Below are 17,954 nucleotides of genomic sequence, written 5' to 3'. Positions count from 1 at the left end.
GGCGACAGAGCGCAAGAATGGCTATATTTATGGCCATATTCGGAGATCAATCATGGCCGCCTACAGCGTCGCGGAAGCCAAGAACAGCCTGCCTCGATTGCTCGACAAGGCCATCGAAGGCGAGAAGGTCATCATCACCCGCCACGGCAAGCCGGTCGCCGAGATTCGTTCACTGCCGACCCTGACGCCGGACGAGCGTAAGGCCAAGCTGCTGGAGATCGCCGACCGCCGCCTGTCGCGCCCGCCTCTGGACATGACTTCGGTCGAGCTGATCAACGGCATGTATGAAGAGCCTGCCGAGTGATCGACTACTTCGACGCCAGCGTCGTGGTGCCCTATCTGATGGCCGAACCACACAGCGAAGCCGTGATCGTCTTCATGGCCGACGGTGAGCGTACACTTCAGATCAGCGACTTCGTCGTCGCAGAAGTGTCATCCGCCGTCTCGCGTCTGGTGCGGATGCGCAAACTGACGGTCAAGGACGCTGACGCCGTCCTGCACGACCTGGACGACTGGATCGACGCGACGACGACGCCGATCGAAGTCGAGAGCGACGACGTCCGAGAGGCGACTGCTCTGGTCCGTCAGTTCGATCTGAAACTGCGCGCGCCGGACGCGCTTCACATCGCGATCTGCCGCCGCATCGAGGCGCGGCTGATCACGCTCGACAACAATCTGGCGGCCGCCGCCCAAGCGGTCGGCCTGCCCTGTATCAATCCTGCCGAGTCTTCGGCAGTCTGAAAGACATAATGACCAAATCTACCCAGAGGCCGCCCGCCGGTCTGCCTGACAAAGACACCCTCCTCGCCTTCCTGCGCGAGGCCGGATCGGCCGAGAAGACCGATATCGCCCGTCACTTCGGCCTGAAGGGCGGCGACCGCCGGGCCCTGCGCGAAATGATCCGCGAGCTTGAAGAAGAAGGAAAGCTGGGCAAACGCGGCCGCAAGGGCTTTTCCGAAGCCGGCGCCCTGCCCCCCGTGGGCGTGGCCGATGTGATCGAGCGCGACGGCGACGGCGAACTGTATGTCCGTCTGGTCGAAGCCAGCGCCGACGCGCCGCGTGCCCTGCTGATGCCCGACAAGGGCAAACCAGGCCCCGCCCCCGGCCTGGGCGACCGCCTGCTGGTCAAGTTCCAGCGCGGGGACGACGGCTGGGAGGCCCGACTGATCAAGAGGCTGGACGCCGGGACCAACCGTGTCCTGGGCGTGATCCGCAAGTCCGCGCGCGAGACCCGCGTCGAGCCGGTCGATCGCCGGTCCAAGGACGTGCTGCTGGTGCCCCAGGCACAATCCGGCGACCTGCGTGACGGCGACCTGGTCCTGGCCGCCATCGAAAAGGGCGAGCAGCGGTTCGGCCCCAAGCGCGGCAAGATCCTGGAACATATCGGCAAGGAGGATGATCCCCGCGCCGCCTCCCTGATCGCCATCCACGCCCACGGGGTGCCGACCGGCTTCTCCGAGGCCGTCGAGCGCGAGGCCGAGGATCAGGCCCTGCCGACGCTGAAGGGCCGCGAGGACCTGCGCGAGGTGCCCTTCATCACCATCGACCCCGCCGATGCGCGCGACCACGACGACGCCGTCTATGCCGCCCGCGACGACGACCCCAAGAACGAAGGCGGTTGGATCGTCTGGGTCGCCATCGCCGACGTGGCCGCCTATGTCCGCCCCGGAACCCATCTGGACCGCGAGGCGCGCGACAAGGGCAACTCCACCTATTTCCCCGACCGCGTCGAGCCGATGCTGCCGGAGGTGCTGTCCAACGGCCTGTGCAGCCTGAAGGAGGGCGAGAACCGCGCCTGCCTGGCCGTGCGCATGGTGTTCGACAAGGACGGCCGAAAGACAGGCCATAAGTTCGTGCGCGGCCTGATGCGGTCCCACGCCAAGCTCAGCTACGAACAGGCGCAGTCCGCCATCGATGGGCAAACTGACGACGCGACCGGCCCGATCATGGAGGCCATCCTTTATCCGCTGTGGAACGCCTATCGCGCCATGCTGAAGGGTCGGCTGAAGCGTAGCCCGCTGCAGATCGAATCGGCCGAGCGGCGGATTCGCATGGCCCCGGATGGCGGCATCGCCTCGATCGAGAAGCGCGCCTCGCTGGAGGCGCACCGGCTGATCGAGGAGATGATGATCCAGGCCAATGTCTGCGCCGCCGAGACGCTGGAGCAGAAGAAGACGCCGCTGATCTATCGCGTCCACGACGCCCCCAGCCAGGAGAAGATCTTCAACCTGGCCGACTTCCTGTCCACCATCGGCAAGCCGTGGAACAAGGGCGAGCCGGGCACGACCAAACGGTTCAACAAGCTGCTCGACGAGACGCGCGACGGCGAATACGCCGACGTGGTCAACGAGGTGGTTCTGCGCACCCAGATGCAGGCCATCTATTCGCCGGACAATGTCGGCCACTTCGGTCTGAACCTGGATCGGTACGCCCACTTCACCTCGCCGATCCGGCGCTATTCCGACCTGATCGTCCACCGCGGACTGATCCGGGCTCTGGGCTTCGGCAAGGACGGACTGACGGACCGCGAGATCGCCGAACTGCCGGCCATCGCCGAGGGCGTTACCATGACCGAGCGCCGCTCCATGGCCGCCGAGCGCGACGCCATGGACCGCTATATCGCCGCCTTCCTTGAGGACCGGGTCGGGGCGACCTTCACCGGCCGCATCACCGGCGTGACCCGGTTCGGCCTGTTCATCCGCCTGGACGAGACCGGCGCCGACGGCCTGGTCCCCGTCTCGACCCTGGGCAGCGAATATTTCGCCCACGACGACCGCGCCCACGCCCTGGTGGGCGAACGCACCGGCAAGCGGTTCACCCTGGGCCGCAAGGTCGAGGTCAAGCTGATGGAGGCCACGCCCGTCACCGGCGGCCTGGTGTTCGAAATGCTCAGCGAACCCGAACCGCGCGATCCCAGCGCCCCGGCGCCCCGCTATGGAATACGCGGACGCGGCGGCGACGGCCCGCCGATGCGCGGCAAGGGGCGGCCGGGAGGTCCCAAGCCTCGCAACGGCCCCAAGCCGTCGGGCGGACTGAAGGGCGTGCGGAAGGGCAAGCGGAAGTGACCTCTATTTCCGCTCATCCCGGCGAAAGCCGTGACCCAGTGCTTTCGTTCGCACCGAAAATCGGGATGGAAGCCCAGGCGTCACCCTCGGCGCCTATCGCCCAAAGGTCTGGGTCCCGGCTTTCGCCGGGATGAGCGGAATGAAAGACCGAGCGCCACCGTTCGACGCCGCACAGGACCTCGCCGACGCCCCGCGCATCGGCGGCGCCCAGCGGCCCAAGGATGCGGCGACCTTGATCCTGACGCGGGGCGAGGCGCGGCCTGAGGTGCTGATGGGGCGGCGGGCGCCCGGCCATGTATTCATGGCGTCGAAATGGGTTTTTCCCGGCGGGCGCATCGACCGGGCCGACTTTAACGCCGCCTCGACCGGTGCGCTGGCCTCAGACGTCGCGCGACGGCTGGAGGCCGAGGTTCCCGGCAACCGCGCCCGCGCCCTGGCCCTGACGGCGGTGCGTGAGACCTTTGAGGAGACCGGCCTGATCCTGGGGCGGCCTGCGCCGTCGGCCAGCGTCGCCGGGCCGTGGCGCGACTATCGGCAGGCGGGCGCCCTGCCCGATCTGGCGGCTCTGTCCTACATCGCCCGCGCCATCACCCCGCCCGGGCGTACCCGCCGGTTCGACGCCCGTTTCTTCATGGCTTCGGCCGAGGCCCTGCTGACGCCGGAACCGACCGCCGGTTCGGGCGAACTGGATGAGATCGCCTGGCTGCCGCTGGACGAGGCCCGCACGCTGGACCTACCCGCCATCACCCGGTTCGTCCTGGGAGAACTGGCCGAGCGGTTTGAACACCCCGACCGTCCCCTGCCCTTCGTGCGGATGGTGCGCGGCCGACATGTCGTGGACCACAGGGACTGAACCCTATTCGGCGACCGGCTTGGTCAGGTCGAACTCGACGCGGAAATGCCGGTTCGGTCGGCGCAGTTCATAGGCGAACATCCGATCCGGATGGACCTCCATCGCCCAGACATTGGTGGTCGAGACCGCCGCGTCGTTGGCGTTGAACAGGGCGATCGATTCGGCGTCGACCGGGAAGTCCTGCCGTTCGGCCGTGCCGCCGCTCGTCGTATCGCCCCCGTACCAGTGCAACACGTCGGTCGTGCCGTCCTCATGCCGGTGATCATGCTTCAGCCGCAGGCCTGCGTCTGTCCTGGTCACCACCCAGGTCCGCGACCGGTCCTCGCCTACTGCGAAGGGGATCCGAACCTCGTCCGGCGAACAGTCGCGGACGTGCATGATCAGCCGCTCGCTGGCGAACCGGGCGTCGGCGGCGTCGGTCGTGACGACCCGGCCTTCGAATCGCTGGCCGCAGAGGGCGTTCAACCGCGCAAGGAACACGTCCTGCTCCCGAGCCGGGGCCGCAGCCGCTGCGCCGGCGGACGACAAGGAAGCCAGGGCCGCTGCGGCCAGCAAGGATGCGATTTTCATACGCCCAGACTATATATGCGCCGCACCGCATCAAGGTGACATCGCGCCCGTTGACTTTGGAGCGCGGCTGAGTATGTTCCGCGCCTCTTATTTTAAGCGGCTTTCGCCGTCGCAGAGGTAATTCCGATGGCCAAACCGGCTTCCATCAAGATCCGCCTGAACTCCACGGCCGACACCGGCTTCTTCTATGTCACCAAGAAGAACGCCCGCACCATGACCGAGAAGATGGTCGTCAAGAAGTACGACCCGGTCGTGCGCAAGCACGTCGACTTCAAGGAAGGCAAGATCAAGTAACCACTTGATCGGCTGACGAATACGAAACGCCCGGCTGGTCGTCAGCCGGGCGTTTCTGCTTGTCTGGCGTCAGGTGTGAGTACCGCCTCAGGCCGCCCTGGCGACGACCTTGTTCCGGCCGCTGGCCTTGGCCTCGTAGACCCCTTCGTCGGCTCGCTTCAGCAGGCTTTCGGGCGTGTCGCCCTCGCCGGTGGTGGCGGCGACCCCGATCGAGATGGTGATGGTCAGCTGCTCCTTGCCGCCCATGACCCGGAAGGGCGCCGAGGCCACGTCCCGGCGAATCCGCTCCGCCACCATCTGGGCGTCTTCCAGACTGGCGCCCGGCATCACCACGACGAATTCCTCCCCGCCCATCCGGCACGGCAGATCCACGGCGCGGACGTTGGTGGCCAGGCGAACGGCGAATTCAGCCAGCACCTCGTCGCCGGCGTCATGGCCGAAGCCGTCGTTGACCAACTTGAAATGGTCGATGTCCAGCACCAGCAGGGCCACCGACGACCCGCCATGCGCGGCGCGGCCGACGAGGGCCTGCAGCTGCCCGGTCATGTAGCGGCGGTTATGCAGGCCAGTCAGGGCGTCGGTGACGGCCATCTCCAGGCTGCTGTCCAGCTTCTGGCGCAGGAAGTCGGTGTAACGCTTGCGGCGAATCTGGGTGCGGACCCGCGCCGATAGTTCTTCCGGGTCGATCGGGCGCGGCAGGATGTCGGTGGCGCCCAGCTCCAGCGCCTTGACCATGCGCGGCCGCTCGGCCGGCTCGACGACGGCCAGGATCGGGGCGCGACGCGCGTCGCCCGACTTGGCCATGGCCACGACCCTCAACCCGTCGAAACTCTGGGCCGCCACATTGACGATGATCAGATCCAGCGGCCCCTTGGCTGCGGTCATCGCCGCCTCGAGGTCCGTCTCGATGGCGACGCGGTGCTCGCGACCCAGTTCCGCGACGATCTTCTGGGCCTGACCGGCGTCGTCGTCGACGATCAGCACGCGGCCGCCCTCGCTGCGCAGCCGCGCGGCGCCCTCGCCTTCCACCCCCATGCGCCGGCTGCTTTCCTCGCGCTCGCGCAGTTCGTCCATCACCTGTTTCAGCCGCGTCAGCGACTTGACGCGGGCGAACAGGACCACGTCGTCGATGGGCTTGGTCAGGAAGTCGTCGGCCCCCGCTTCCAGTCCACGAATACGATCCTCGCGTCCGTCCAGCGCCGTCACCAGCACCACCGGAATATGCCGCGTCTCCGCCCGCGCCTTCAGCAGGCGACAGGTCTCGAACCCGTCCATGCCGGGCATCATGACGTCGAGCAGGATCAGGTCCGGCTGGTGCTCAGCCGCAAGCGTCAGGGCGGTCGCGCCGTTGCTGCAGGTCAGAACGTCGTAATATTCGATCGTCAGCTTGGCCTCGAGCAGACGAACATTCACGTCCACATCGTCGACGACGAGAATCCGCGCGCTCATCCCAGGTGCTGCCGGATCGTGTCGAGGAAGTGCATGACCGAGATCGGTTTGGAGATATAGGCCTCGCACCCGCCCTGGCGGATACGCTCCTCGTCACCCTTCATGGCGAAGGCGGTCACGGCGATGACGGGAATATGGCTCAGTTCCTCGTCGTCCTTCAGCCACTTGGTGACTTCAAGGCCGGAAATCTCGGGTAGCTGAATATCCATGAGGATCAGGTCGGGGTGATGCGCGCGCGCCAGGGCCAGCGCCTGCAGCCCCTCACGGGTCTGCAGCGTCTCGTAACCCTGAGAATCGAGCAGATCATGAAAAAGCTTCATGTTCAGCTCGTTATCCTCGACGATGAGGACTTTCTTGGACATCATCACCTGACCTGTGCGTCCGTCGAAAACGGGACGCCTCGTAGGGTGGAATATTGGACGCCCAGTCTTAAGTTGGGGTGAAGCCAAGGTTACGGAGACCTTAAGCGTGGCCATAAAGGCCGTCTGTCGCGACTGCCTGTGGACCGGCGCAGACCCCGCCGGGCCGCCAGACCGCCGCTGTCCGTCGTGCGGATCACGCCGCATCGTCGCGGATCCCGAACTGGATCAGCTTTCCATCGCTCACATGGATTGCGACGCCTTCTACGCCTCGGTCGAGAAGCGCGACCGGCCGGAATTGCGCGACCGGCCGGTCATCGTCGGCGGCGGCAAGCGGGGCGTGGTCTCCACTGCCTGCTATGTGGCGCGCCAGTATGGCGTCGGCAGCGCCATGCCGATGTTCAAGGCGCTTAAGGCCTGTCCCGAGGCCGTGGTCATCAAGCCCGACTTCGCCAAATACGTCTTCGAATCCGAACGCATCCTCGGCGCCCTGGGCCGGTTGACGCCGCTGATCCAGCCTTTGTCGCTGGACGAGGCCTGGGTCGATCTGTCGGGCACCGAACGGCTGAACGGCGGCCCGCCCGCCCTGCAGCTGATCCGTTTCCAGAAACAGATCGAGGACGAGACCGGCCTGACCGTCTCCATCGGACTAGCCCCCAATCGCTTTCTGGCCAAGATGGCGTCCGAGATGGACAAGCCGCGCGGGTTTTCCGTCGTCGGCGCCGCAAACGCCCAGGCTCTGTTGGCCCCGCGTCCCGTCACCGCCCTGCCGGGCGTCGGCCCGGTGTTCGGCAAGGCGCTACGCAGCGACGGTTACGCTGCCATCGGCGATCTGGCCCGCGCCGACGTCCGCGACCTGGTCAAGCGCTACGGCGAATCGGGCCTGCGTCTGCACGACCTCTCCCATGCTCGCGACGCCCGCGCCGTGAACCCCGAACGCGACCGCAAGGGAATGAGCGCCGAGACCACTTTCAACGAAGACCTGACCACGGCCGAGGCGCTGGAGGCCGAACTCTGGCCCCTGTGCGAGAAGCTGGCGTCCAAGGCCCGGCGCGACGGCGTCGCCAGCCGTGTCCTGGTGCTGAAACTGCGCCGCACCGACTTCAAGATCGTGACCCGCCGCGTCAGCCTGGCCGAACCGGTCCAGACCGCCCGCGCCCTGTTCGCCGCGGGCCGCGATCTGCTTAAACCCGAACTGGGCCCGCCCTACCGACTGATCGGCATCGGCATGGCCGACGTCCAGGACGCCGAAGACGCCCCCGCCGGCCTATTCCAGACCAATGAAACCCGCGTGTTAAAAACCGAACGGGCTATCGACGCCCTGCGCGAAAAGTTCGGCAAGAACGCCGTGGTGGCGGGACGGGCGTTGAAAACCTAAGAAGTCCCATGGATCTCGCTAAACGCGCCTACGACCACGGCTTTCGCCTGGACCCGATCGTCCGCAGCCTTCTGGACACCGACTTCTACAAGCTGCTGATGCTGCAGATGATCTGGCGCGAGCATCGGGACGTGCCGGTGACCTTCCAGGTCATCAACCGCACCAAGTCCGTCCGCCTCGCCGACGAGATCGACGTCGCCATCCTGCGCGAGCAACTGGACCACGCCCGCAGCCTGCGCTTCACCAACAAGGAACTGGTCTGGCTGGCGGGCAACAGCTTCTATGGCGTCAAACAGATCTTCTCGCCCGACTTCATCGCCTGGCTGACCGACTACCGCCTGCCCGACTACGACCTGTCTGTGCAGGATGGCCAGTACGTCCTGACCTTCTCCGGCGCCTGGGCCGACGTCACCCTGTGGGAAATCCCGGCCCTGGCCATCATGAACGAGCTGAGGTGCCGCGCCGGTCTGCGCCGCCTGGGCCGGTTCGAGCTGGATGTCCTCTATTCGCGCGCCAAGACCCGGCTGTGGTCCAAGGTCGAGCGACTGCGGCGTCTGCCCGACCTGGCCCTGTCCGACTTCGGCACCCGCCGTCGACACGGCTTCTTGTGGCAACGCTGGTGCATCCAGGCGCTGAAGGAAGGGCTGGGGGACGCCTTCATCGGCACCTCCAATGTCCTGCACGCCATGGAGAATGATCTGGAGGCGATCGGCACCAACGGCCATGAGTTGCCCATGGTTCTGGCCGCCCTGGCGCCCGACGACGCGACCCTGGCCCGGACGCCCTATACGGTGCTGGACGAATGGCGCCGCCACTATGCCGGCAATCTGCTGATCGTCCTGCCCGACGCCTTCGGCACCGAGGCCTTCCTGGATCAGGCCCCCGACTGGGTCGCCGACTGGACGGGTTTCAGGCCCGACTCGGCCCCGCCCATCCCGGCCGGCGAACGGCTGATCGACTGGTGGCGTGAACGCGGTCGCGATCCGAAGGAAAAGCGGCTGATCTTCTCGGACGGCCTGGACATCGACGGCATCGAGGCGACCCACGCCCATTTCCACGGTCGCGCCCGTCTCAGCTTCGGCTGGGGCACCAATCTGACCAACGACTTCCGCGACTGTTCCCCCGCCCCGGCGCCGGAGTTGGAGCCCATCTCCCTGGTCTGCAAGGTGGTCGAGGCCGGGGGGCGGCCCGCCGTCAAACTGTCGGATAATCCGGAAAAGGCCGTCGGCGATCCGGCCGAGGTGGAACGCTATCGCCGCGTCTTCGGCGTGCGCGGTCTGACGGCCCAGCCCGTCATGGTGTGAAACCCGGCCTTAAGCCCATCTGCGTCACAAGAACGCGATGAACGCCTTTCTCGACAAGATGCGCCGCCGCGCCGGCCGCTATCTCGATGTCCGCGCCGAGACGGTCCAGCCGGCGCGTGGAATCCTGAGCCTGTCGTTCGACGACATCCCGATGTCCGCCTGGACCGAGGCCGGCCCTGTCCTGGCCGAACACGGGGTCAAGGCCACCTATTATGTCTGCGGCGGCCTGGCGGGCGGGCGTAATCTGGACCTGCCGCAGTTCGAGACCGAACACCTGCAAGCCCTGCACGAAGCCGGGCACGAGGTCGGCTGCCACACCTATGATCACGTCTCGACCCTGACCCTGTCGCCGGCCGAACTGGACGCCAGCCTGGCCCGCAACGCCGCCTGGGTGGCCGAACGGCTGGACGGCTACGAGATGCTGACCTTCGCCTATCCGTTCGGCGACTGCGCCCTGGGGGCCAAGTCGGTGATCGATGGTCGCTTCCTGTGCGGACGCGGCGTGCGCGACGGGATCAACGGCGGCCGCGCGGACCGCAATCTGCTCCAGGCCATCGGGCTGGAGAGCCGTCGCCTGCCCGGCTACGACCTGGAGAAGCTGGTGGCGGATACGGCGGCGTCCAAAGGCTGGCTGATCGCCTACGGCCACGACGTCGGCGACGCGCCCACTCCCTATGGCTGCCGGCCAGAAGACATCGACAGACTGATCCGTCTGGCCAAGGCCGCCGACCTGGATATCCAGCCCGTCGCGGCGGCGTGGCGGCTGGCGGCCTAGAAGACGCCGACCGCGCCGTCGGCCCAGATCAACAGGACGCTCAACACCACGGCGGCGCAGATCAGGATCGCCACCAGGCGGTTCGTCACCCGTCTGACGGCCAGTTCGATCAGAACCCCGCCGCCGATCAGCAGCACGCCGGCGAACAGGAAGTCCGAGGCCGTCCAGGCGACCTCGCGCGTGAACTGCATCGCGACCAGGGGCGCCAGCAAGATCAAACCCACCAGGCTCCAACCGATGATACGGAGCGGGTGACGCCCGCCTGCCCGTTTCGCCACAGTGATCATATCGCCGCTCCGACTTCGGAAAACGAGATGATCCTACGCGATAATCGGGCGCTCGAACATCGAGATCACAAAGGCGATCAACCCGCCGCCTTGCGACGATCCGCCCAGGCGATCAGTTCCTTGCGCGGCCAGATCATCAGCCAGGATCGGGCGGTGTATTCCCCGCTGTCGATCAGCGCCTTGCGGGAGGCCGAGGCTGTCCCGGCCCTTTCGGTGTGGATCTCGCCCGGCCCCTGATGAACCATGAAGGCGCCGCCCTTCAGCGGATTGAGCCGCAGATGCGCCAGGCGCGGGCTGATCTCGGTCAGGGGCGGGTCATAGAACCAGCTGGAGCCGATCATCCCCGCCAGCTCGGGCCGCAATCGACAGAGTTCCGCCGCCGTGGCCCAGGCCTCGTTCCAGCCGTCCTCGTTGAAGCCTCGCAGCCAGCGGCTCTCGGTATGGACCTCCAGCCAGGGCGCCCGTTTCGCCCCGGCCGCCAGATAGCGGAACAGCGGGCCAAAGCCCCAACCTTCGCGCACATGTTTGACGATCTGCCCCGGACCGACCGGCGAGCTGAGATCGATGACCTGGCTCTTGGCGGCCGGCACGCTCAGCGCCAGCGAGAAACGGACGTCCTTGGACCAGTGGTCGAAATCGTAGTCGCCCTCGGCCCTGGTCAGGAAGTCCGCCAGTTGTTCGATCCAATAGGGATAGAGAGCCAGGACCTCGACCGGCAGGCCCATCGCCGCAACCCGGTCGGGCAGCCGCAGGGTCCAGGCCGCGATCAGACCACGCCTGACCTCATCCGATGCGCCTTCGCCCAGAACGGCGTCCACCGCCTTGGCCGGCATTTCGAAATCCCAATGCGGCGCGACCTGGGCGGCCTTGATCGCCGCGGGCTCCAGCACCGCATCGACGCGGGCGCGGTCCTCGACCGAGAGGCGGGCCAATACGGCCTGGAAGGCCGCGACGTCGGGGGTCAGGTGCAGATCCATGGGCCGCAGCATGCCACGGCCCGATTGGCGAAGACTTAAGACCGGCCGATGGGTGACGCCGCCCTTGCGCCGCGCTAAACCGCCAACCAGATCAAGGAGCCCCCATGAGCATCGAAGCCCGCATCGCCGAACTCGGCATCACCCTGCCGGAACCCGCCAAGGCGGTGGCCAACTATGTGCCCTTCGTCCAGACGGGCGCCGTGGTCCATATCTCGGGCCAGCTGTCGAACGACGCCTCGGGCGGAGTCAAAGGCACGGTCGGAGTCGATGTGACGCCGGAACAGGCCAACGCCGCCGCGCGCCTGTGCGGGATCAATCTGCTGGCCCAGATCAAGGCCGCCTGCGACGGCGACCTGGAACGGGTCGTTCGGATCGTGAAACTGGGCGGCTTCGTCCAGGCCGGACCGGATTTCGAAGCCATTCCCGCCGTGATCAACGGCTGTTCGGACCTGATGGTCGAGGTGTTCGGCGACGCCGGCCGCCATGCCCGTTCGGCTGTGGGCGTGTACAAACTGCCCCTCGGCTTCGCCGTCGAGGTCGACGCCATCCTGGAGATCCGTTGACCTTCACGCTCACGGTCCACGACGCGATCGCCGACATCGGCCGCGAGGCCTGGGATGCGTGCGCGCATCCCACCGGCGATCCGTTCGTCTCCTACGACTTCCTGCACGCCTGCGAGGCCTCGGGCAGCGCGACGCCGCAGCAGGGCTGGGGACCGCGCCACCTGGCCCTGCGGGACGAAAATGACGCCGTCCTGGGCGTCATGCCCCTCTATCTGAAGGGCCACAGCCAGGGCGAGTATGTCTTCGACCACAGCTGGGCCGACGCCTATCAGCGCGCCGGCGGCCGCTATTATCCCAAGCTGCTGGGCGCCGTGCCCTTCACCCCGGCGACCGGCCCACGCTTCCTGCACCATCCCGATACCGACGCCGCCACGGTGCGCCAGGCCCTGATCCAAGGGGCCCTCACCCTGGTCGAGCGGCTGGGCGTCTCGTCCCTGCACGTCAACTTCCCGACCGAGGCTGAATGGTCGGCCATGGCCGAGGCGGGCCTGCTGCCGCGCCAGGACATCCAGTACATCTGGCGCAACGCCGACCATCAGACCTTCGACGACTTCCTCGCCGCCCTGTCGTCCAATCGCCGCAAGACCATCCGGCGAGAGCGGCGCGACGCCCGGGCCGATCTGGACATCCGCGTCCTGACCGGCGCCGACATACTGGAAGATCACTGGGACGCCTTCTTCCGCTTCTACATGGACACCGGCGACCGCAAATGGGGCCGCCCCTATCTGACCCGCGCCTTCTTCTCGATGGTGGGCGAGACGATGGCGGACCGGATCGCACTGGTCATGGCGTTTCGGGACGGCGCGCCCATCGCCGGCGCCCTGAACTTCATCGGCCGCGACGCCCTGTACGGCCGCCAGTGGGGCGCGCTGGAGGATGTGCCCTTCCTGCATTTCGAGCTCTGCTATTATCAGGCCATCGAATTCGCCATCGCCCGCGGCCTGTCCCGCGTCGAGGCCGGCGCCCAGGGCGAGCACAAGATCGCGCGAGGCTATCTGCCCTCCCCGGTCTATTCCGCTCATTTTATCGCCGACCCGGCCCTGCGCGAACCGGTCGCCCGCTATCTGGACGGAGAACGCCCGGCGATGGCGGCCGAAATGGCGGCGATGACCGAAAACCTGTCGCCTTACAAGACGACCTAAGCCGGCTTCTGCGCCCACAGATGATACATGCCGGCGAACAGGTTCGGCTGCCTCTGCTCCAGCCGGTCCCATAGGGTCAGATCCAGCGGATCGGCCCGCCCGAATGCGGCGCGGAACGCCGTCTGGGCCTCGGCCGGGGCGTCGAATCCGACCAGCCGCAACCCCGCCCCCGTGACCAGTTCCTCCAGTTCTGGGGGCCTGTACGCGTGCTCCTGCACATGGAAGACCAGGTCGCGGCATCCGCTGAGGCTGTAGAAATCGTCGCTCTGCCTCAGCGCCGCCAGCGGCTCCGCCTCCAACAGGGCCAAGACATGAGCCCGGAACGCCCGGATGTCGGCGTCGACGGGCGTCCAGCCCTTTTGCCGGATCAGGTCGTGGGCCAGCCGCACCAGCGCCCGTCCCCTCTCGCTGTACAGACCCAGCCGCACCACCCCGCCCGGCCGCAGCACCCCGGCCAGCCGCGCCAACCCCTGGTCCGGCTGCGCCATATGGTGGATCACCCCGGTGCTGGTGACGACATCGAAACGCGCCTCGACCCGGTCCAGCGCCAGGATATCGCCCTGGACGAACCGAACTCCGGTCAGGCCCAGATCCTCCGCCACCCGCATCCCGTAGGCCAGGCTGGCCCGGCTGAGGTCCATGGCCGTGATCGACAGCGACGGGTCCATCCGCGCCAGGTCGATCGGCTCGAAACCTGTGCCGCAACCGGCCGTCAGAACCGTCCGCGCGCACTGACGGAAGGCGCCGTGGTCAAGGCCAGGCAGGCCCGCGATCACATCGCCCAGAACCCTCGGTTCCGGCGCGGGCGGCGCGGTCCAGCAGGGATAGGGATTGGCCTCGTACTGGTCGCGCACGGCATTGGACACCGCATCGGTGTCGGCGTCGGGCGTCAAGGACGGCGCGCCCTCGGCCAAAGCCCGTTCACGTGCGGGCTCCTCGATCGTGCGTCGGACCAGCAGGGCCTGCATCTCGCCTTCACCCAGGGCCGCCGCCTCGGCCGGACTGGGCGGTCGGAACAGGATCGCCGTGACGCCCTCGGTCTCGATCACCGGCGCTGCATATTCGGACGCGAATCCGCTCAGCGCCAGAGCGCAGATCAGGGCCGCGCGGCTCTCGTCCTCGGCGTCCTCCGTTTCGACCACGGCCGCCCGTACGGCGTCCAGCCGCGCCTCCATCGCCGCGCTGACGTTCAGGCAGCGCGACAGGAAAGCCAGCCAAAGCGGATCCCGCCCCATGGCTTCCAACGCTTCCCCCGACCCGTCGAAAGCCGGTTGTTTCAACAACAGGGCCTCGGCCGTCACCCGCGCCAGCGTCTGCGGCTCCACCGCCGGATCGGCGAGACACGCGCACAGGTCCGCGTCCAGTTGCGGGGCCCAACTGCTGGGCGAAAGCCGGCTCAGCAGATGCGCCAGCCCCGCCGCCACGCGTCCTCGCGATTCTCCGACAGGCGCCGCCGCCATGGCGCGGCTCAACAGGTGGGTGGCGGTCGCCGGGTCGCCGTGGTCCGCCAGGAAGAGCCCCATGGCCGCCGTCGCCGGCCCATGGTCGGGATATTGCTTCAGGCAGGCCTTCAGCGCCGTGAAGGCGCCGTTCAGGTCCCCCGCGCCCAGCCGCCGCTCCGCCGCCGCGACCAGGGCGTCGGCGTCCGATGATTGATCCAGGGCGTCCAGCGTCATCGCCCCACTATGCCCGGCCGGCGCCCGGCTGTCAGCGCGGCGTCAGCCAGGCGGCCAGATTGCTCATATACCGCTGCGTCTGCCGCAGCGCCTCGGGGTCGTCGATCATGCCCCGGCCCGGCGGCTCGTCGACGAAGCTGGGCGAACCGTCGCGCGGGTCCCAGTTGTAGTCGGCGAAATGATGGAAGGTGCTCTGCGCCAGGCCTCGCCCCCTTCCCTCGTCGCCCTCGAAGGCCACCGCGATGTTGAAGGGCCGCCCGGTGATCGCGCTGACGCCAGTGGCTATGACCCGGGCGTCGGATTGGTTCGACGGCGCCCCCACCCCGCCCTCGTGCGGATGAGCCGGCAGACGCGTCAGCAGTCCGCCGTCCACGTCACGCAACAGGGGATGCGGCTCGCCCACCGCCTCGATCGTCTGCCAGTCGCCATTGGGGCCGGAGTGATAGTTGGGGAAGTCGATATGGCCGGTCGCCACATCGTCGCGCCGGTTGCGGGCCGGATCGGGATCCTGACTGCTGGTATGGAAATAATGGGCGTCGCCGACCCCGCCCAGGGTGCAGACGCTGCTGCCCAGGTCCATGTGGTCGCGGGTGATCATCAGTCCGCCGCCCCGCGCGCGGAAGGCTGCGATCGCCGCGCACTCCTCGGCGTTCAGCCCGTCGCCGACATCGACCGCGAACAGCCACAACTGGTCGAAGTCGCTGTCCTCCAGCCGGCCCAGCACGGGATCGGTCGTCCCGCCCGGCGTGGCGCGGTCCCGCGCCGTCACTTCGACGCCCGGCAGATCGCCGAGAAAGGCCGTCAGTCGCGAGAACCGGCCCACATGCCAGTCGTCCTCGACGGACGGGATCGTGGTCTGCAACAGGATGCGCGTCATGTCGTCCTCCCCTGACGTTCCGGCATGAAAAAGGGCCCGGACGTCTCCGTCCGGGCCCCGATCCGACCTGATCAGGCCGTCTCTTCTTCCTCGGCCTTCGCCGGCGCCCCGCCGGTGCTCTTGACGTCGAAGTCGATCTTGCCGTCCTTCAGCTGGACCTTGACGTGTCCGCCGCGCGTCAGACGCCCGAACAGGATGTCGTCGGCCAGAGGCTTCTTGATCGAGTCCTGAATGACCCGCGCCAGAGGACGCGCGCCGTACAGTTCGTCGAAGCCGTTCTTGGCCAGCCAGTCGGCCGCCTCGTCGGTCAGTTCGATGGTGATGTTGCGGTCCGCCAGCTGGGCCTCCAGCTGCAGCACGAACTTGGTCACCACCGAGCGGATCGTGTCGGCGCCCAGCGGCTTGAAGGCCACGATGGCGTCCAGGCGGTTCCTGAACTCCGGCGCAAACAGGCGCTGGATGGCCTTGTCGTCCTCGCCCTCGACCTTGCCCCGGCCGAAGCCGATGGAGGCGCGGGCGTTGTCAGCCGCCCCGGCGTTGGTGGTCATGATCAGGATGACGTTCCTGAAGTCCACCTTCTTGCCGACCGCGTCGGTCAGCATGCCGTTGTCCATCACCTGCAGCAGGATGTTGTAGACGTCCGGGTGCGCCTTCTCGATCTCGTCCAGCAGGATGACGGCGTGCGGATGCTGATCCACGGCGTCGGTCAGCAGACCGCCCTGGTCGTGGCCGACATAGCCGGGAGGGGCGCCGATCAGTCGGCTGACCGTATGGCGCTCCATATATTCCGACATGTCGAACCGCTGCATCTCGATGCCCAGGGTGGCGGCGAGTTGCTTGGCGACTTCGGTCTTGCCGACGCCGGTCGGGCCGCTGAACAGGAAGCTGCCGATCGGCTTGTTCGGGTCACGCAGACCCGCCCGCGCCAGCTTCATCGCCGCCGAGACCTGTTCGATCGCCTGTTCCTGGCCGAAGACGACGCGGTTCAGATCGACCTGCAGCTCACGCAGGCTCTCGGTGTCGGACTTGGACACCGACTTGGCCGGGATGCGGGCCATCTTGGCGATGACCGTCTCGACCTCCTTCTGGCCGATCACCTTCTTGCGCTTGGATTCGGTCAGCAGCATCTGCGACGCCCCGGCCTCGTCGATCACGTCGATCGCCTTGTCCGGCAGTTTACGGTCGGTCATGTAGCGAGCCGAAAGCTCGACCGCGGTGCGGATGGCGCTGTCGGTGTAGCGGACCTTGTGGTGCTGCTCGTAGTAAGTCTTCAGACCCTTCAGGATCTTCACCGTATCCTCGACCGTCGGCTCGTTGACGTCGATCTTCTGGAAGCGACGCACCAGGGCGCGGTCCTTCTCAAAGTGCTGGCGATATTCCTTGTAGGTCGTCGAACCCATGCAGCGCAGCGAGCCCGAGGCCAGGGCCGGCTTCAGCAGGTTGGAGGCGTCCATCGCCCCGCCCGAGGTCGCGCCGGCGCCGATCACCGTGTGGATCTCGTCGATGAAGAGCACGGCGTTGTCGTGGCTCTCCAGCTCCTTGACGACCTGTTTCAGCCGCTCCTCGAAGTCGCCGCGATAGCGGGTGCCGGCCAGCAAGGCGCCCATGTCGAGCGAATAGATGGTGGCGTCCTTCAGGACGTCAGGCACTTCGCCGTTGACGATCTTGCGGGCCAGGCCCTCGGCGATGGCGGTCTTGCCGACGCCGGGATCGCCGACCAGCAGCGGGTTGTTTTTGGTCCGGCGGCACAGGATCTGGATCGAGCGCTCGACCTCGGCCTGGCGCCCGATCAGCGGATCGACCTTGCCCTGACGCGACTTCTCGTTGAGGTCGACGCAATAGGCTTCCAGCGCCTCGCCGCCCGACTTGACGGCCGACTGGTCCTCCGTCTCCTCGGGCGAAGCGCCCTTGGCCGGACGGGTCTCGCCGGCGCCCGCCTTCTTGGCGATGCCGTGGGCGATGAAGTTGACCGCGTCGTAACGGGTCATGTCCTGCTCCTGCAGGAAGTAGGCGGCGTGGCTCTCGCGTTCGGAGAAGATCGCGACCAGCACGTTCGCGCCGGACACTTCCTCGCGGCCCGACGATTGGACATGGATCACCGCGCGCTGGATCACGCGCTGGAAGCCGGCGGTCGGCTTGGCGTCCTCGCCGTCGGCCGTGGCCAGGGCGGCGAGGTCGTTGTCGACATAGAGGGTCAGCGCCGCCTTCAGCGCGGTCAGATCGACATTGCAGGCCCGCATCACGCCGGTGGCGTCGGGATCGTCGATCAGCGCGAGCAGCAGGTGCTCGAGCGTCGCATACTCATGCCTGCGCTCGTTGGCGTAGCCGACGGCGCGGTGCAGGGTTTCTTCGAGAGGACGGGAAAATGAAGGCATCGGGAGGCTC

The 17,954-nt window shown here is 67.2% G+C and carries 18 protein-coding genes; 10 read left to right on the top strand and 8 right to left on the bottom strand.

The genetic code is table 11. The features are described from left to right. Positions 1-52 precede the first annotated feature (52 nt). The 4 genes from H2037_RS08425 (at position 53) to H2037_RS08410 (ending at position 3,918) form a co-directional block, all read left to right on the top strand. On the top strand, positions 53-304 hold the full coding sequence (locus H2037_RS08425; protein ID WP_292120272.1) for a type II toxin-antitoxin system Phd/YefM family antitoxin: 252 nt from the start codon (positions 53-55) through the stop codon (positions 302-304). Further along, complete coding sequence (locus tag H2037_RS08420; protein WP_292120269.1) at positions 301-741, top strand: type II toxin-antitoxin system VapC family toxin; 441 nt, start codon at positions 301-303, stop codon at positions 739-741. Before H2037_RS08425 ends, H2037_RS08420 begins: the two co-directional genes overlap by 4 nt. An 8-nt stretch (positions 742-749) precedes the next feature. Next, complete coding sequence (rnr, locus tag H2037_RS08415) at positions 750-3,065, top strand: ribonuclease R (RefSeq protein WP_292120266.1); 2,316 nt, start codon at positions 750-752, stop codon at positions 3,063-3,065. Between the two features lie 139 nt (positions 3,066-3,204). Next, a complete protein-coding gene (locus H2037_RS08410) occupies positions 3,205-3,918 on the top strand; it encodes an NUDIX domain-containing protein (RefSeq protein WP_292120264.1) in 714 nt (237 codons plus the stop codon). Between the two features lie 3 nt (positions 3,919-3,921). On the opposite strand, the gene H2037_RS08405 is transcribed toward H2037_RS08410, so the two are convergent. After that, positions 3,922-4,488: a hypothetical protein gene (locus H2037_RS08405; RefSeq protein WP_292120260.1), complete on the bottom strand. Its 567-nt coding sequence runs from the start codon at positions 4,486-4,488 to the stop codon at positions 3,922-3,924. 126 nt (positions 4,489-4,614) lie between these two features. On the opposite strand from H2037_RS08405, the gene rpmG reads away from it, so the two are divergent. Continuing rightward, positions 4,615-4,782, top strand: coding sequence for a 50S ribosomal protein L33 (rpmG, locus tag H2037_RS08400; RefSeq protein ID WP_008262536.1), 168 nt, complete (start codon positions 4,615-4,617; stop codon positions 4,780-4,782). Positions 4,783-4,869: 87 nt separating this feature from the next. On the opposite strand, the gene H2037_RS08395 is transcribed toward rpmG, so the two are convergent. Both H2037_RS08395 and H2037_RS08390 read right to left on the bottom strand, forming a co-directional pair. Next, the gene (locus tag H2037_RS08395) at positions 4,870-6,231 is read right to left on the bottom strand and encodes a PleD family two-component system response regulator (protein ID WP_292120257.1); all 1,362 of its coding nucleotides are present in this window, start codon (positions 6,229-6,231) and stop codon (positions 4,870-4,872) included. Further along, a complete protein-coding gene (locus H2037_RS08390) occupies positions 6,228-6,593 on the bottom strand; it encodes a response regulator (protein ID WP_292120317.1) in 366 nt (121 codons plus the stop codon). Before H2037_RS08390 ends, H2037_RS08395 begins: the two co-directional genes overlap by 4 nt. 106 nt (positions 6,594-6,699) lie before the next feature. On the opposite strand from H2037_RS08390, the gene H2037_RS08385 reads away from it, so the two are divergent. Genes H2037_RS08385 through H2037_RS08375 form a run of 3 tightly spaced genes read left to right on the top strand, consistent with a single transcriptional unit; the run spans position 6,700 to position 10,047 of the window. After that, positions 6,700-7,968 (top strand): DNA polymerase IV, encoded by a 1,269-nt coding sequence (locus tag H2037_RS08385; RefSeq protein WP_292120254.1) that lies wholly within the window; start codon positions 6,700-6,702, stop codon positions 7,966-7,968. An 8-nt stretch (positions 7,969-7,976) separates the two neighbouring features. Further along, positions 7,977-9,272 (top strand): nicotinate phosphoribosyltransferase, encoded by a 1,296-nt coding sequence (gene pncB / locus H2037_RS08380; RefSeq protein WP_292120251.1) that lies wholly within the window; start codon positions 7,977-7,979, stop codon positions 9,270-9,272. 37 nt (positions 9,273-9,309) lie between these two features. Continuing rightward, complete coding sequence (locus H2037_RS08375; RefSeq protein WP_292120248.1) at positions 9,310-10,047, top strand: polysaccharide deacetylase family protein; 738 nt, start codon at positions 9,310-9,312, stop codon at positions 10,045-10,047. Here the strand turns inward: H2037_RS08375 and H2037_RS08370 are convergent. Further along, complete coding sequence (locus H2037_RS08370) at positions 10,044-10,271, bottom strand: hypothetical protein (RefSeq protein WP_292120245.1); 228 nt, start codon at positions 10,269-10,271, stop codon at positions 10,044-10,046. The genes H2037_RS08375 and H2037_RS08370 overlap by 4 nt on opposite strands. A 140-nt stretch (positions 10,272-10,411) precedes the next feature. Continuing rightward, positions 10,412-11,323 carry a hypothetical protein gene (locus H2037_RS08365; protein ID WP_292120242.1) on the bottom strand — a complete coding sequence of 304 codons (912 nt, stop codon included), beginning with the start codon at positions 11,321-11,323 and terminating at the stop codon, positions 10,412-10,414. Between the two features lie 92 nt (positions 11,324-11,415). Between H2037_RS08365 and H2037_RS08360 the strand changes: the two genes are divergently transcribed. Together H2037_RS08360 and H2037_RS08355 are read left to right on the top strand one after the other, a co-directional pair. Further along, positions 11,416-11,874, top strand: a complete 459-nt coding sequence (locus H2037_RS08360; RefSeq protein ID WP_292120239.1) for a RidA family protein — start codon at positions 11,416-11,418, stop codon at positions 11,872-11,874. Then, positions 11,871-13,016 carry a GNAT family N-acetyltransferase gene (locus H2037_RS08355; protein ID WP_292120236.1) on the top strand — a complete coding sequence of 382 codons (1,146 nt, stop codon included), beginning with the start codon at positions 11,871-11,873 and terminating at the stop codon, positions 13,014-13,016. Before H2037_RS08360 ends, H2037_RS08355 begins: the two co-directional genes overlap by 4 nt. On the opposite strand, the gene H2037_RS08350 is transcribed toward H2037_RS08355, so the two are convergent. From H2037_RS08350 to clpA, 3 genes are all read right to left on the bottom strand, one after another. Further along, positions 13,013-14,692, bottom strand: a complete 1,680-nt coding sequence (locus tag H2037_RS08350; RefSeq protein ID WP_292120234.1) for a methyltransferase domain-containing protein — start codon at positions 14,690-14,692, stop codon at positions 13,013-13,015. The two genes, H2037_RS08355 and H2037_RS08350, sit on opposite strands and share 4 nt — an antisense overlap. Positions 14,693-14,723: 31 nt before the next feature. Then, the gene (locus H2037_RS08345) at positions 14,724-15,569 is read right to left on the bottom strand and encodes a hypothetical protein (protein WP_292120231.1); all 846 of its coding nucleotides are present in this window, start codon (positions 15,567-15,569) and stop codon (positions 14,724-14,726) included. 71 nt (positions 15,570-15,640) lie between these two features. Further along, positions 15,641-17,944 carry an ATP-dependent Clp protease ATP-binding subunit ClpA gene (gene clpA / locus H2037_RS08340; RefSeq protein ID WP_292120229.1) on the bottom strand — a complete coding sequence of 768 codons (2,304 nt, stop codon included), beginning with the start codon at positions 17,942-17,944 and terminating at the stop codon, positions 15,641-15,643. Positions 17,945-17,954 lie beyond the last annotated feature (10 nt).

This window comes from Brevundimonas sp. (assembly GCF_013912065.1).
Lineage (GTDB): Bacteria > Pseudomonadota > Alphaproteobacteria > Caulobacterales > Caulobacteraceae > Brevundimonas.
Note: the sequence above shows the minus strand (reverse complement) of the source record. Positions and strands in the feature narration are given on the sequence as shown.

Bases quoted from the DNA above. Each gene is read 5' to 3' on its own strand.
- H2037_RS08425 (WP_292120272.1), top strand. From the start codon at position 53: ATGGCCGCCTACAGCGTCGCGGAAGCCAAGAACAGCCTGCCTCGATTG.
- rnr (WP_292120266.1), top strand. From the start codon at position 750: ATGACCAAATCTACCCAGAGGCCGCCCGCCGGTCTGCCTGACAAAGAC.
- H2037_RS08410 (WP_292120264.1), top strand. From the start codon at position 3,205: ATGAAAGACCGAGCGCCACCGTTCGACGCCGCACAGGACCTCGCCGAC.
- H2037_RS08405 (WP_292120260.1), bottom strand. From the start codon at position 4,488: ATGAAAATCGCATCCTTGCTGGCCGCAGCGGCCCTGGCTTCCTTGTCG.
- rpmG (WP_008262536.1), top strand. From the start codon at position 4,615: ATGGCCAAACCGGCTTCCATCAAGATCCGCCTGAACTCCACGGCCGAC.
- H2037_RS08395 (WP_292120257.1), bottom strand. From the start codon at position 6,231: ATGAGCGCGCGGATTCTCGTCGTCGACGATGTGGACGTGAATGTTCGT.
- H2037_RS08390 (WP_292120317.1), bottom strand. From the start codon at position 6,593: ATGTCCAAGAAAGTCCTCATCGTCGAGGATAACGAGCTGAACATGAAG.
- pncB (WP_292120251.1), top strand. From the start codon at position 7,977: ATGGATCTCGCTAAACGCGCCTACGACCACGGCTTTCGCCTGGACCCG.
- H2037_RS08375 (WP_292120248.1), top strand. From the start codon at position 9,310: ATGAACGCCTTTCTCGACAAGATGCGCCGCCGCGCCGGCCGCTATCTC.
- H2037_RS08365 (WP_292120242.1), bottom strand. From the start codon at position 11,323: ATGCTGCGGCCCATGGATCTGCACCTGACCCCCGACGTCGCGGCCTTC.
- H2037_RS08360 (WP_292120239.1), top strand. From the start codon at position 11,416: ATGAGCATCGAAGCCCGCATCGCCGAACTCGGCATCACCCTGCCGGAA.
- H2037_RS08350 (WP_292120234.1), bottom strand. From the start codon at position 14,692: ATGACGCTGGACGCCCTGGATCAATCATCGGACGCCGACGCCCTGGTC.
- H2037_RS08345 (WP_292120231.1), bottom strand. From the start codon at position 15,569: ATGACGCGCATCCTGTTGCAGACCACGATCCCGTCCGTCGAGGACGAC.
- clpA (WP_292120229.1), bottom strand. From the start codon at position 17,944: ATGCCTTCATTTTCCCGTCCTCTCGAAGAAACCCTGCACCGCGCCGTC.